We start from the raw sequence: 14,233 nt of genomic DNA, 5'->3' as shown, positions 1-14,233 counted from the left end.
ACTTAAACTTCCGCTTCGAAAATATCATGTAAATAATCTTGCTGATGAGGTTCTGTACGGTCTGTGCCCAGGAATTTTTTCCAGGATTGGGATTCGTGATATACAATGCCCATTTCCCATACGCAATAGGTCGGAAGATGAACTGTATTTCTGTCCCAGACTTCAAAGGTTCCGGAACCATCATAGTAAACACTTTCCCAGAGTTCGTTTTCGCTTCTCCACGTACAGACCAGAAGTAAATATTTTTCGCCGCATCTGTGCATGATGACAAATCCGAGATCTTCTTTGTTCTGAAAATTTTCAACAGCATTTTCAATACATATTTTAGCATTATGGATATCATGAGATGAAACACTAGCTGGATCTTCAGCGAGATCATACCATTTGAACCTGGTCTTTCCGACGTTGAAAATTCCTTTCGGAGAAGCATATTTAGAAGGATAGGCGGTGGAATTCATGGGTAATATTTTATGATGGTGAATGGACATGATAAAGGTGAAGATAAGAAATAGGAAAGACCTCTCTTTTGTCATCTTATTTATCACATGGGGTTATAGATTTTATTGATTCTAAATTATTAAAAAAAACCGTAAATTTGTGAACAATTTATATTTAGTATGTTGACGAAAGAACAGGTTCAAGATTTCCTTAAAGAGATAGAAGTAGATGATTTGGTGAGTAACTTTCAAATTATGGGTAACGATGTGTATATAGACATGACCGCCCATTCACCGGCAATGCACGAAAAGAAAAAGCTGGAGGCAGCGATGAAGCAGGCTTTTGCCAGTGAGTTTGGAGAGGATATTCACTTAAAACTTAAAATTGTTTCTCCGGAACCGAGTGAGATCCAGCAAAGCCAGATCAAAGGTAAACAGATCCCGGGAATTCAGAATATTATTGCGATTGCATCCGGAAAAGGAGGTGTTGGAAAATCTACAGTGGCTGCGAATATGGCAGTGACTTTAGCTAAAATGGGTTTCAAAGTAGGATTACTGGATGCCGATATTTACGGACCATCTGTTCCTACCATGTTTGATACGGAAGGTGAAAAACCGATTTCTGTAGACGTTGACGGAAAAAGTAAGATGAAACCTGTTGAAAACTACGGGGTAAAAATGCTTTCTATCGGTTATTTCTCAGGAGCCAATCAGGCCGTAGTCTGGAGAGGTCCTATGGCTTCAAAAGCTTTGAACCAGATGATCAGAGATGCAGCCTGGGGAGAACTTGATTTCTTACTGATCGACCTTCCTCCGGGAACAGGAGATATTCACTTATCCATTATTCAGGAAGTACCTGTAACAGGTGCGGTGATCGTAAGTACACCTCAGCACGTAGCTTTAGCAGACGTAAGAAAAGGAATCGCGATGTTCCAGATGGAAAGTATTAACATTCCGGTTCTTGGATTAATCGAAAATATGGCGTATTTTACGCCGGAAGAACTTCCTGATAACAAGTACTACATCTTTGGAAGACAGGGAGCTCAGTATCTTGCTGAGGATCTGGGAATTCCGGTACTGGGAGAGATTCCGTTGATTCAGAGTATCAGAGAAGCAGGAGACGTCGGAAGACCAGCTGCGCTTCAGGAAGGCTCTAAAATTGAAGAAATCTACACTGAAACGGCAAGAAAAATGGTAGAAAGTCTACTGGAAAGAAATAAAAATCTTCCGCCTACAGAAGCTGTCAAGATTTCAACGATGGCGGGATGCTCGCCGAAAGCTAAAAAATAATTATTTTCAATTAAGTTTGAAAAAAAACCGAATTGAACTAAAGAAATATGGAAACAAATATAACACACGAAGATACAGTAACGAGAGTAATGGAAGCTCTGGAAAGCATCAGGCCGTTCCTGAACAAGGATGGAGGTGATATCGAGCTTATTGACGTGAAGGATAACCAGGTTTTTGTAAAACTTTTGGGGAACTGTTCCGGATGCTCGCTGAATTTCTCGACCCTGAAACTGGGCGTAGAAAATACCATCAAGCAACATGCTCCGGAGATTCAAAAAGTAATCAATGTAGAGTAAAAAATTACACGAAATATTTTTTAAAGACAGGTTTTTTCAGCCTGTCTTTTTTTGTTCTGATTTCAGATCATTAATATGAAAATTACCCATAAATTTTACAGAATAAAGATTTATATCTTATTTCAAGTTGTAAAATATACAGACTTTAAAGGTTAATAATCAAATTTAACCTTTAAAGTCTATGGGCTTTTTATAAGATCATTAGTTTTTAATTAACTTCTTTGTTATTGTTTTTCCGTTATCAAATTCAGTCTTTACAAGATAAACACCTTGAGTCAGGTTTGATATATTGGAATTATTTTCAGTTACTGTTTTTAATAGCTTTCCGTCTGCAGAATAGAGCTCAATTTTTCTTATTTTTTCTTTTGACGAATAAACCAAATTGGATGTAGCAGGATTTTCAAACGAAATTGGGCTTTCCGGCTGGATGTCATGTATTGATAAATGAGATGCCGATACATTATATTTTGCCACTACGTAATACCATTTGTTGGCTGAAAGGTCTTTTTTGTCACCTCCTACGTAAATTACATTGTCTTTTGCTAAAACTGAAGTGTAATTTCCTTCAGGCAATGCAGTTTCTTTATAAGAGTTTTGAGCATTCAGAGGGCTGATGCTGCCGGAATTATTATAGCTCACGATGAATGGAGTTGCGGTAGATGTTGTGCCTACGAAGTACGTTTTATTTCCTGCAAAGCTAAAATCAGTGTAGAAATCCAGGGTATTGTTGTCATCAGTCAATGATAAGATATTGGAAGTGGTTCCGGTAGAACTGATGTTGTAGAAGACATTGGCATCGAAATCTAAAGTGTGGATGCTGTTATCTGAGGCTTGTTTTGAAAAGTAGTTTCCTGAACCCGGGTAGGTAAAAGTTCCATTGGTTCCAAATGTATTGACAGGGGCTGCAGTGGTACTGATTTTATCAATTTTATGATCATAAAAAGCAAGTATATCAGAATTGGAAAGCTGAATATTTCCACTGTTAGATTGATTGATCATTCCGTTATTCCCGTAAGAAGTATCAATACTTCCATTTGAAGATAACTTTATAAACCGGCTCCCTGTCGCTAGAATAATAGACTGATCGGAGAGAACGATCACATTGTTGTACCTAAAACCGTTTGTTCCCTCATAAGAAGTTTTAAATTCACCATTATTTCCGAAACCGGAATCTAAAATACCATTAAGATCATATCTCAGGATACTTGTTTCAGCAGAAGCATCATTTGATGTTCTTTGAAATGTGACAAGAATTTTATTGTTTCCATAAGGGACTACCTTAAAATCACTGATGTAGTTGGGAAGCGTCAGTATTCCGCCATTTCCAAAACCGATATTCAAACTTCCGTCAAGATTTAATTTATAAATTTTATTAGGGTTAGTATTCCCTGATGTAATGTCTTTTCCGTAAGCAAAGATTTTATTGTCCGGACTTAATGAAATTTGCAGATCATCTGCTTCTCCGTTTAATGGAAACGAGACCATTCCTCCACTTCCAAAATTTGGATCTAAATTGATAATTTGAGCGTTGATGCTGGTCAATGCAAACATCAGTGCTACACTTGTAAAAATTTTATTCATGATTATATTTAAAGCGGCGAAGGTATTGAAAATTTATCCCCTTTAAAAGGACTTTAGAGCGTTTTAAGGCAAATAAAATTGTTTTTTTAAACCACACAAATCCATATTGTAAAGGTGTGTTTTATGCTGTTTTTTATTGGTCTTATTGAGCTTTTTTAATTATATTTGTTAAAAACGCACCATATGTTTGAATTTCTGCAAAACTTAGAGCCACTTCAACAGGGGTTCTGGTATACGGCCATCGCAGCCAGCTTTATCTTTCTGATTCAAACGGTCCTTACATTTGTCGGAGGCAGTCATGGAGATGTAGCTCACGCTGATTTTAGCGGAGATAGTCATGCTGACAGTCCTTTTCAGTTATTTTCTTTCAGAAACCTTGTCAACTTCCTTTTAGGATTCGGATGGAGTGGTGTGGCATTCTATGGTTCGATAGGAAACAAATCACTGCTCATCTTTGTGGCCGTGCTTGTAGGCGCCGGATTTATATTCTTGTTCTTTATCCTTATCCTTCAGATCATGAAGCTTACGGAAGACAATACCTTTAAGATGGAAAACCTCATCGGCAGGGCAGGAGAAGTTTATCTTACCATTCCGGCAGATATGAGCGGCAAAGGAAAGATCACAATCTCTGTGAACGGAACCAGCCATGAACTTCCCGCAATGACGGAAGAAAAGGAAAATATCCCATCCGGTCATTCGGTGAGGGTAACCTACATCTATGACAAGATCCTTGTCGTTTCAAAAATTTAATTCATTATCAACCATTTTATAAAAACTATTTATGGCAATACCAGGAAGTCTTATTTTAACATTAGTTATCGTATTTGTATTATTCGTCACATTTTTGGCCCTTATTTCAAGGTATAAAAGATGTCCGTCGGATAAAATTTTGGTTATTTACGGTAAAACGGGCGGCAGCTCAGCAAAATGTATCCATGGAGGCGGTGCTTTCGTATGGCCTGTTATTCAGGATTTTGCTTACCTCGATTTAAAACCTATTTCTATCGAGGCCAATCTTACCAATGCCCTATCCAGGCAGAATATCCGTGTAGATGTACCGTGTAGGTTTACCATCGCTATTTCTACAGAACCTGATTCTATGGGAAATGCAGCGGAAAGATTATTGGGATTGGCTCAGGAGCAGATTCAGGAACTTTCCAAAGATATCCTGTTCGGTCAGCTTCGTTTGGTGATTGCTACGATGACGATCGAAGAGATCAACTCAGACAGAGATAAATTCTTAGACAATATTTCTAAAAACGTAGATACGGAATTAAAGAAAATCGGTTTAAAGCTGATCAACGTGAACGTTACGGATATCAGAGATGAGTCTGGATATATCGAAGCTTTGGGTAAAGAAGCGGCAGCAAAAGCGATTAACGAAGCGATCATCAGTGTTGCCGAGCAAACAAAGATCGGGGAAACCGGAAAAGCAATTGCCGACAGAGAAAAAGACACGCAGATCGCCGAAACGCAAAGAGACAGAGACGTAAAGATTGCGATCACACAAAAAGATAAAGAGATCAGTATTGCCTCTGCAATAAAAGACGAATCCATCGGTAAGGCAGAAGCTGCAAAGGAATCGAGAATTGCGACTTCTCTGGCGAACTCTATCGCTGTAAAAGGGGAAAACGAAGCAAAAATTACGATTGCCAACTCTGATGCCGAAAGAAGAGAAAAAGAAGCAGAGGCATTGAGAATTGCAACAGCTGCAGAAAAAGTACAGGCTGCACGATCTTTGGAGGAATCTTACCTGGCGGAACAGAAAGCGGAAGTCGCAAGGGGAGAAAGAGAACGTTCAACCCAACAGGCGAATATTGTAGTACACGCAGAAATCGCAAAACAGAAAGCGATCATTGATGCGCAGGCAGAAGCTGAGAAAATCAGACTACAGGCAAAAGGGGAAGCAGACGCTATTTTCGCTAAAATGGAAGCGGAAGCAAAAGGTCTTTATGAAATCCTTACCAAACAGGCTCAGGGTTACGATAAGATCGTACAGGCTGCGGGAGGCGATACCAACAGTGCCTTCCAGTTGCTGTTAATTGAAAAACTTCCTGAATTGGTTAAAACCCAGGTAGAAGCTGTTAAAAATATTAAAATCGATAAAATTACGGTTTGGGACAGCGGAAACGGCCAGGACGGAAACGGCTCTACCGCCAATTTCGTTTCAGGAATGATGAAAACAGTACCACCGCTGAACGATCTGTTTAATATGGCCGGTCTTAATTTACCGGAATATCTGAAAGGAAAGCAGGATGAGGTTAAAATTATAACAGTTCCGGAGAAGAAAGAGAAAAAGAATTTTGATGATATGAATCTGGGAAATGAAGCTCCGAAAGGAGATAGTCCACAGGCATAATTCAAATAAATGATATTGTAAAGACAGGTTTTTATGACCTGTCTTTTTTGTGAATTCAGGCGGAAAGCGAAGCTTTCCGCCTGAGTCTTTTAATGTATGGACCATTTAATTAAAACTGGTCTGTCTTTTATATGAATTTTCTGTAATTTTCCGTTTTTATTGACGATGAAAAAGAATATTAAACATTTTATGATTATTTTCCTGATTCTAGCTGTGATTATGTATTTCAATTCAGATCCAAATTCATATATAAATGATATGAAGTCTGAATATTTTCCTAAAGCAATTAAAGGGAAAATATATGATGTCATGCGTATAAAAGGAGGATCTTTATATTTAAATATTCATACAGATTCTGGTGATGATGGAATAAGTATCAGAAATTCAGAGAAGGTATTTTTGGAGGTCAAAAAGGGGATTTTCTTTAAAAAGCTGCCGCATACCAATCAGTGTTACGTTATCAAAGGAGACAGTATTATGTATTTTGACTGTTCTACGTTTTCTAAAGATGACTCTATTAAAATAGGGGAAGTTAAAAGATGGAATCCTGCCATCACCAATCAGTGGGTCTTGAAGCGTAAAGCTAAATAAATGTTTATTCGGGTTCGTCAGTAAGCTATATTTTTAATGATTTTTAAACAGAAGTAGACCTTTGTGTTATGATCACTGCATCTTTCTGTCTTCCGGCTGTTCTGCCATGTCAAGAAACAAAAAGCCCCGGAAAATCCGGGACCCCATCAACTCAATTATATTTGTAAGGCATTTCTATTTGTATAATGCTGTCAAGATTTAAGATGACAGATTGCAGACACTAGACTTTAGGCTTAGATTGAGATTGAGAAAACGTCAATGGTCAATTTTGCTTCGCAAGTGAATGGTGAATTGTAGATTCAAGAACCAAGAACCAAGATTTCAGACGGATAAAGTTCGAAACTCTCAAACCCTCCGACTCTCAAACCCGTACCCCGAATCCCGCAACCTCTCACTATTTCACAATTACCCTCTTCACCTGTCCTTCTGAAGTTTTCACCAGATAAACGCCCGCAGAAAGTTTTGAAGTATCTATTGTCAAAGCATTTCTCTCTTTTCCAAGCATTTTTCCTGACATATCATAAAGTTCATAATCCTGCGCTCTGTTGAAGTACAGCACATTTCCTTTCGTTACAGGATTAGGGAAAACATTGAAGGTTGCTTTCTCTGTTTTTACTTCACCGGTTCCCAATGTTGGAGGAGAAGCTACTTCATACATGGATAATGTTCCGCTGATCTCGTTGGCGATAATCACATAACCTTTTCCGGTTGTTGTATTGGCCGGCGCGATGTATGTAATTCCTTCAGGACCGTTGTCACCACCATACGCTGAGGTAGAACGGGAATGTTTATAATCGGTAAACGTAGGATTATTGGGATCGGTAATATTATAAGCCATTACACCTCCGGTTCTTTCCAGAGTAATGAAAGCGTAAGTCTGTCCATTGATAATCGCCAAAGCAACGCCTTCCGGCTCCGGGCCTTTCGCACGGCTTCTGTTCTTGGCACCGTTGCCTTCATTATCGGCATTAAAGATGAGTGGATGATTGGCTGCAATATATCTTTCAAACCGGTCACCACTGTCATAAACCAATTGTTTGGTATCGGCATTAAAAATAGAGAATGAACGTGCTCCCAAAGCTGAAATTTCTTCAAAATCCGAATCTGCATCCGTATTTCCTGTCGCACTGGAAACCCTGAATCTGCCTAAATTATAAGATGCCTTTAAAACAGATGCCTGAGGGAAGAGAACAGGATCCAATGCATATGTATTCGCTCCCACCGTGGTTCTTTCGCTGTATCCTGAAAGATCTTTTTCGTCACCTTCGTTAGCGGTTACGATATAATGGGTATTTCCTATTTTGTAATTCTGAACGGCATCCGGAATGTAGTAGGCTTTTACAGGCCAGTTCGCGATCAGTACTTCACCATTGTTATCTGAAGCATCAAAACCGTTACCTGGAAGACTCATATCTTTTTTACCCAATCCCCAGATTCCTGAAATTGTTTTTGTGGCTAAATTGATTTCGGCTACAGCATTGTTTTCCTGAAGCGTTACCCAGGCTTTCTGACTGTCTGAGCTTACCGTTACATATTCAGGTTCCAGATCCTGAGAAAGGGTATTGTTGGTTCTTACTTTTCTTAATCCTGTAGCCATTAAAGCCGCAGTTTGGGAATCAAAACTGTTAAAATTAAGAGTGGTGACATTGCTCTGTGCCAGATTTCCGATACCATCCGAAATATCAATAATACTGATCGTTCCCTCAGGATCTATGGTATAAGCATCATTAGGCTCACCTTCGTTGGCTGTAATCACTTTTGTTCCGTCCGGAGTGAAGGTGATCATATCGGGAAGAGCACCTACCGTTACCTGTTTCAGGAAGTTTCCGTTAATATCAAAAAAGACTACCGAACCGTTCTGCTGCGGATCAGCATTAGGGGAAGCCGTTGCAATGATTCCGTTTTTAACGGCAATACTTGTGATTCCTCCATAGGGTGCCATATTTACTGTTTTAACTACGGAAAGAGCGTTCGGATTAGTGAAATCAATGATATCAAATACGTCTGTGATCGAACTGATGGTAAATAACTTTTGGCTGGCAGGATCATGAACTACAATCTCTGTAGAACTGTTATTGTTTCCGGAAGGGTCAAAACTTCCGACATAGCTCAGCTGAATCTGCCCTGAAGGAACCGGAGCAGGTTTATCATTATCCACAATATAAACAGTGGCCGCGTTATCGCCTGAAATTGTTGCCCCGGTTGGATTTTCAAGACTTAGGACAAAATATTCTGCCTGCTGCTCTTCCAATGTGTCATCGATGATTGGAATATTCACCGTATAACTTGTTGTAGAAGGCGTAATGTTGATGGTCTGACTGGCTAACGTGAAATCACTGCTGTTGGCAGTACTGAACGGAGCAGGTTTTACCACAAGATTAACCGTAGCTGCCGAAGGATTGGTAACATTGATTTTGAAAGCCGGATTTCCTGCATTTTCATTCACTTTGATGAAATTTTTATCCAGAGAAATCGTCGTTCCGGCTGTTGTAAAAGTGCTAGATGTTACCGCTGTAACCCCATTATCACTTAAATCCTCAACCGTATTGGGTTTTAGAGCCAGATAATAGGTCTGCCCGGGAATAAGTGCAGCCGTAGGAATTACTGTGATTTTATTATTGATGAAAGTGGTCGTGAAGGGAACTGAAGTACCTGAAGCATTTCCGATACGGAAATCTACAAGATTTTGTGCATTAGAATCGGTGATCGCGGAATTGTCTGTAAGCCTTACATTTTCATTGAAAGAAATAGTGGGGTTTACAGTGGTGGAAGCATTATTTGTGTTATGAGCGGGAAGATAAGTGGTCGTAGGAGGAGTCGTGTCAGCACCTCCGGATGCAGTGGCATCCATTGTAAAATTATCAAAACGGTTATTGCCTACCGTTCCGCCTCCTGTAGCGGAGAATTCTACCTTTAATTTAAAATTCGGGTTATTGGAAACACCTGAAACTGCAGAAAAATCAAAAGTGACAAGCTGCGGATTGGCATCCTGAGGATTGATGGTCTGGTACGGAACAAAAGTAGTTCCATCCGTTGAATAAGACCATGATTGAGTTCCTGCGCCCTGTCCGGATCGTCTTGTTGCAAATTTGACAACGGCATTCTGATACCCTGTTGTAGGAAGATTGAACTGTAAAGCGCCTCCTATCGGATTGTTGAATCGCAAATGGGTTCCGGACGGATCACCATTTCTTGTATTTAAATTATCAACATTGAAATTCTGTCCGGTGCCGCCCGCAAAATCTATTTCACTGGTTCCTCCGGCTATGGCAGCAAGAGATCCGCTTACCAAAGTGGAAGAGGGAGTGGTAATGGATGCAGCAGATGTATTGTTGTTAAAATTCCAGTAATGGATAAGTGTCTGTCCGAAAAGCCCGCCATGAAGGAAGAATGCGGCAATGACAGATCCTTTTAATAGATAGTTGTTGGTCATTTTTTACTTGCATTAGATTTATGCAAAAATGAACTTTATACCTCGCAAGTATTTTAATGGAATTTTAAGAAATGTTTAACAAACAGGTAACAGTTGCTACTGAAATGTAATATAAAACAGCAAAACCCATCCTTTTGTTACCTTACTTGCTGACTTTACTTCCTGTGATATTCATTGTTTTATTCACAGATGTTTTTCCATCTATCGGATGTTTCTGCATATAAAAATAACCTGAAACCGCAGTCAGGACCAGGAGTACAAAGATGACCAGAACAATTCTTTTTACCATATCTCTCATATCGCTAAATTTTTAATGTCCCTGATTTCCAAAACTGATGTGGGATAACCTTTATCTACGCCATTGATCATTGCTCTGCCCACTTCGTGTAAAGTTAATGATTTTGAAGGTAAAAAAACAGGAAAAATCCAAATAATAGGTTTGAAGAACCATTTTACATGCATCTGACCTTCAACGGGTTTCATGAATCCTGGACGGAAATTGAACGCATTTCGGAAGCCCAGTTTTTTCAATGCATTTTCGGTTCTGCCTTTCACCCTTGCCCACATCTGCTTTCCGCTTTCTGTGCTGTCTGTATGAGCTCCTGACACATAATTGAAAACCATATCCGGATTTTGGTTCAGAACGACCTTGGCAAAATGAATGGTGGTGTCGTATGTGATCTTCGTATACTCTTCCTCATTCATGCCTACGCTGCTGATTCCTGCACAGAAAAAGCAGGCATCATAGCCTTTCAGGTTTTCATCGCTGAGATCTATGGCCAGGAAATCCGGAACTAAATATTCTTTGAGCTTGGCGTGTTTTTTTCCGGAAGGCTTTCTGCTTACGCTTAATATTTCTGAAACATTGGGATTTTCAAGGCATTCCATTAAAACACCTTCACCTACCATACCGGTTGCGCCTGTAAGAATTATTTTGATTGGATTCATTTTCTTCTGTTGATATTATGCATGACGTACTAAGATAGCGTATTACTTTAAATTTACAGTAAAAAAATACATTTCCGAAGATAATATTGATGCACAGTTTTTTACATAAAACAAAAACCAGCCAAAGATGACCGGTTTTTAAAATATACTGGGTAAGAAATTTATTTTTTTTCGTGCAGCTGACTGAAAATATTGTGGATCAATCCGTCTGCTACGGAGATCTTTGGAACAAAAATTCTGTTGATATCCGACCATGACATTACATTATTGAAAATTCTCAAAGCGTGGACAAGAACATCCGCTCGGTCTTCTCTGAGATTATGTTTGGTCATTCTTTCCTCTACAGAAAGCTCATTGAACTCTTTGTACACCTTTTTAAGATGGGCAAGCGTCATCGGTTTTCCGTCCTTGGTTTTGCTCATGGAGAAAACCTTATTGATATTACCACCGGAACCGATAGCTACGATGGGTCTTTTGCTGACAATATTATCTTTGATCTCATCCTTCATTTCCTGCCAGTTTTCTGGAGTAACCAGGTTATTCAGAAGTCGGATAGTTCCGATGTTGAACGATTTTTCGTATACCATTTTTCCGTTTTCGTAAAAAGTAAGTTCTGTGGAACCTCCTCCCACGTCGATGTACAAATAGGCGAATTCTTTGTCAAGACCTTCTGCAACATGGTTTTCGTAGATTAGTGTTGCTTCTTCGTCACCGGAGATAATCTCTATATTGATGCCCGAAGTTTCCTTCACCTGTCTGATGATTTCATTGCCGTTCGAGGCATCGCGCATGGCACTGGTGGCACAGGCACGGTAATGCTCCACCTTATAGATCCTCATAAGGTCGCTGAAAATTTTCATCGAATCGATGACCATTTTTTCCCTTTCCTCACCGATCATGCCCATGGTGAACACGTCCATTCCCAGCCTCAGGGGGATTCTCAAAAGATTAAGTTTTATAAATTCAGGTTTTCTGTTGCTGATCTTTACTTCATTGATCAGAAGTCTGGCGGCGTTGCTCCCTATATCTATCGCTGCGATCTTCATTTTTTGCTTGTTTTAGCTTTTAAATATTTGTAGGTTTCTATTTGAGAACGGCATTCCTTTTTATCATTCCTGACATACTCGTTGCTCAATTTTTTGTCTAAAATACGAGCTTTTACGTTATCTCTCAACTGAATGTCCAGAATATCTTTCAATTCCTTCTTAAGTTCCTTGTCTGTGATCTTCGCTGCAGCCTCAATTCTGTAGTCCAGATTTCGGGTCATCCAGTCGGCAGAGGAGATGTAGATGTCTTCTGCGCCTTTATTATAGAAATACATGACCCTGGCATGTTCCAGGTATTCGTCTACGATGCTTATCGCTTTTATTTTTTCTTTAAATTCCTTTTGATTCACCGGGCAATAGATTCCTCTTACAATGGTTTTTGTAATCACTCCGGCATAGGCAGCTTCGTAAAGCTTTTCTATCAGGGCTCTGTCACTCATAGAATTGGCCTTGATGATGATCTCCGCTTTTCTTCCCGCTTTGGCTTCTTCAATCTCTTTATCGATGTGGTGAACAATCTTTTCACGCATAAATAGCGGACAGATCATCAGGTTTTTGCAGGTTTTCAACACCGGTAGAAAATCATCTTTCGGTTTTTTCAGGACATTAAATACCTTATTGATATCTGCCATGATGCCACGGTCAGCCGTCATCAATAAATGATCACCGTAGATCCTTGCTGTTTTTTCGTTGAAATTTCCGGTACTTACAAAACCATATTGGAGTGTTTTATTGTGAGCTCTTTTTTTAATGATGCAGAGTTTGGCGTGTACCTTTTTATTCGGAAGACCAACAAGAACATTGATTCCTTCGGGCTCAAACATTTCTTTCCACTTCAGATTGGACTCTTCGTCAAACCTTGCCTGAAGTTCCAGCATGACCGTTACTTCCTTTCCATTTCTTGCAGCGTAGATGAGTGCATTGCTGATCTTTGAGTTGCCGGCAAGACGATACGCTGTAATTTGTATAGATTTTACATCCGGATCCATGGCCGCTTCACGCAGAAGATCGATCACAGGGTTGTATTTGTGGTACGGGAAGGATAGGAGAACATCTTTCTTTAAAATAACATCAGTCACTCTTTCGCCATGTTCAAAAGCCTGATGGGTAAAAGAAGATCTCTCTACCGGTCTTGCGTAGGTTTCAAATACATCCGGGAAATCCATAAAGTGTTTGAAATTGTGAATTTTTCCACCAGGAATGATGCTGTCTTTTTTCGTTAAGTTTAATTTTCGGATAAGAAGCTCCAGCAGGGCTTTATCCATATCTTTATCAAAGACAAAACGGGTCGGTTTTCCTTTCCTTCTGTTTTTAAGTCCTTTTTCTATTTTTTCTGCGAAGTTGGTCCGGATGTCATTATCCAGTTCCAGTTCTGCATCTTTGGTTACTTTAAAAGCATTGGCGGCAAATTCGTCATAGCCGAAATAAGAGAAAATATGCGGAAGGTTGAATGTAATCACATCTTCCAGCAGCATGACATTCTTTTCTTCAGGGTCTTCCGTTGGCAGCAGGACAAATCTTCCCACAAAACGTGATGGAATTTCAATAATCGCATAATTACTGGAATACTGCCAGTCTTTTTTTCTCATGGCAACTCCCAGATAGAGACTTTTATCTCTTAAATAAGGCATCGGTGTATTTTCATGAAGAAGGATCGGGATCACATTGGATTCCACCACTTCGTCAAAATACTGTCTTACAAATTCCTTTTGCTTAGCGGTGAGGTTTTTAGCATTTTTAATAGAAACCTTAAGGCTGGCCATTTCAACCTGAATATGTTTCCAGGTCTTATCGAAATTCTGCTGCTGTCTGATCACGATTTCATTGATCCGCTGAAGAATTTTGGAAGGCGGCTGATAAAAAGATTCTGCAATCACTTTTTCTTTAAAATCCATGGCACGCTTTAATCCGGCTACACGCACCCTGAAAAACTCATCTAAATTGTTGGAGAAAATTCCAAGGAAACGTATTCTTAAATGTAAAGGAACATTTTCGTCCATGGCTTCCTGTAAAACCCTTTCATTGAAAGCAAGCCATGTAATATCTCGCGGATTAAAGTGTACTGACATTCTAAAGTGTATATTTTATCAAAAATACTAATTCGTGAAGTTTAATTCATACTTCTAAAGTTAAACTTTGATTAATTTTTACAGATGTCCGATGTTCAAACTGTCTTGAATAGTACAAATTAACATAATCTGGAGGACATTATTATCTTTGGAAATTCATGGTTCTGTCATTTTGTCACAAAA

12 protein-coding genes are annotated in these 14,233 nt (G+C 39.3%); 5 read left to right on the top strand and 7 right to left on the bottom strand.

All coding sequences use genetic code 11. The features are described 5' to 3' along the window. Positions 1 to 2: 2 nt before the first annotated feature. Entirely contained in the window at positions 3 to 458 is a 456-nt protein-coding gene (locus LC419_RS03590) for a hypothetical protein (RefSeq protein ID WP_223606060.1), read from the bottom strand. A 159-nt stretch (positions 459 to 617) separates the two neighbouring features. Here LC419_RS03590 and LC419_RS03585 point away from each other — a divergent pair, with 159 nt between their 5' ends. Continuing rightward, positions 618 to 1,727: an Mrp/NBP35 family ATP-binding protein gene (locus LC419_RS03585; RefSeq protein WP_223606059.1), complete on the top strand. Its 1,110-nt coding sequence runs from the start codon at positions 618 to 620 to the stop codon at positions 1,725 to 1,727. Between the two features lie 47 nt (positions 1,728 to 1,774). Continuing rightward, positions 1,775 to 2,023 (top strand): NifU family protein, encoded by a 249-nt coding sequence (locus tag LC419_RS03580; protein ID WP_051890476.1) that lies wholly within the window; start codon positions 1,775 to 1,777, stop codon positions 2,021 to 2,023. Positions 2,024 to 2,224: 201 nt separating this feature from the next. Here the strand turns inward: LC419_RS03580 and LC419_RS03575 are convergent, their stop codons facing one another. Next, positions 2,225 to 3,604 carry a T9SS type A sorting domain-containing protein gene (locus LC419_RS03575; protein ID WP_223606058.1) on the bottom strand — a complete coding sequence of 460 codons (1,380 nt, stop codon included), beginning with the start codon at positions 3,602 to 3,604 and terminating at the stop codon, positions 2,225 to 2,227. A gap of 183 nt (positions 3,605 to 3,787) precedes the next feature. Between LC419_RS03575 and LC419_RS03570 the strand changes: the two genes are divergently transcribed. From LC419_RS03570 to LC419_RS03560, 3 genes are all read left to right on the top strand, one after another. Then, entirely contained in the window at positions 3,788 to 4,354 is a 567-nt protein-coding gene (locus tag LC419_RS03570) for an NfeD family protein (protein WP_223606057.1), read from the top strand. A gap of 31 nt (positions 4,355 to 4,385) precedes the next feature. Beyond that, positions 4,386 to 5,963, top strand: a complete 1,578-nt coding sequence (locus tag LC419_RS03565; RefSeq protein WP_223606056.1) for a flotillin family protein — start codon at positions 4,386 to 4,388, stop codon at positions 5,961 to 5,963. A 258-nt stretch (positions 5,964 to 6,221) separates the two neighbouring features. Then, complete coding sequence (locus tag LC419_RS03560) at positions 6,222 to 6,554, top strand: hypothetical protein (protein WP_223606055.1); 333 nt, start codon at positions 6,222 to 6,224, stop codon at positions 6,552 to 6,554. 394 nt (positions 6,555 to 6,948) lie between these two features. Here LC419_RS03560 and LC419_RS03555 read toward each other — a convergent pair whose 3' ends face one another. The 5 genes from LC419_RS03555 to ppk1 all read right to left on the bottom strand — a co-directional run bounded on the left by LC419_RS03555 (position 6,949) and on the right by ppk1 (position 14,050). Continuing rightward, on the bottom strand, positions 6,949 to 9,987 hold the full coding sequence (locus LC419_RS03555; RefSeq protein ID WP_223606054.1) for a choice-of-anchor I family protein: 3,039 nt from the start codon (positions 9,985 to 9,987) through the stop codon (positions 6,949 to 6,951). Between the two features lie 142 nt (positions 9,988 to 10,129). Further along, positions 10,130 to 10,285: a hypothetical protein gene (locus LC419_RS03550; RefSeq protein ID WP_223606053.1), complete on the bottom strand. Its 156-nt coding sequence runs from the start codon at positions 10,283 to 10,285 to the stop codon at positions 10,130 to 10,132. Then, positions 10,282 to 10,935, bottom strand: coding sequence for an NAD-dependent epimerase/dehydratase family protein (locus LC419_RS03545; protein ID WP_223606052.1), 654 nt, complete (start codon positions 10,933 to 10,935; stop codon positions 10,282 to 10,284). Before LC419_RS03545 ends, LC419_RS03550 begins: the two co-directional genes overlap by 4 nt. Before the next feature lie 161 nt (positions 10,936 to 11,096). Further along, on the bottom strand, positions 11,097 to 11,981 hold the full coding sequence (locus LC419_RS03540; protein WP_223606051.1) for an exopolyphosphatase: 885 nt from the start codon (positions 11,979 to 11,981) through the stop codon (positions 11,097 to 11,099). Next, entirely contained in the window at positions 11,978 to 14,050 is a 2,073-nt protein-coding gene (gene ppk1 / locus LC419_RS03535; protein ID WP_223606050.1) for a polyphosphate kinase 1, read from the bottom strand. Before ppk1 ends, LC419_RS03540 begins: the two co-directional genes overlap by 4 nt. Positions 14,051 to 14,233: the final 183 nt, after the last annotated feature.

This window comes from Chryseobacterium sp. OSA05B, assembly GCF_019970065.1.
Taxonomy (GTDB): domain Bacteria; phylum Bacteroidota; class Bacteroidia; order Flavobacteriales; family Weeksellaceae; genus Chryseobacterium.
This window is presented reverse-complemented; position numbering and strand designations above follow the sequence as displayed.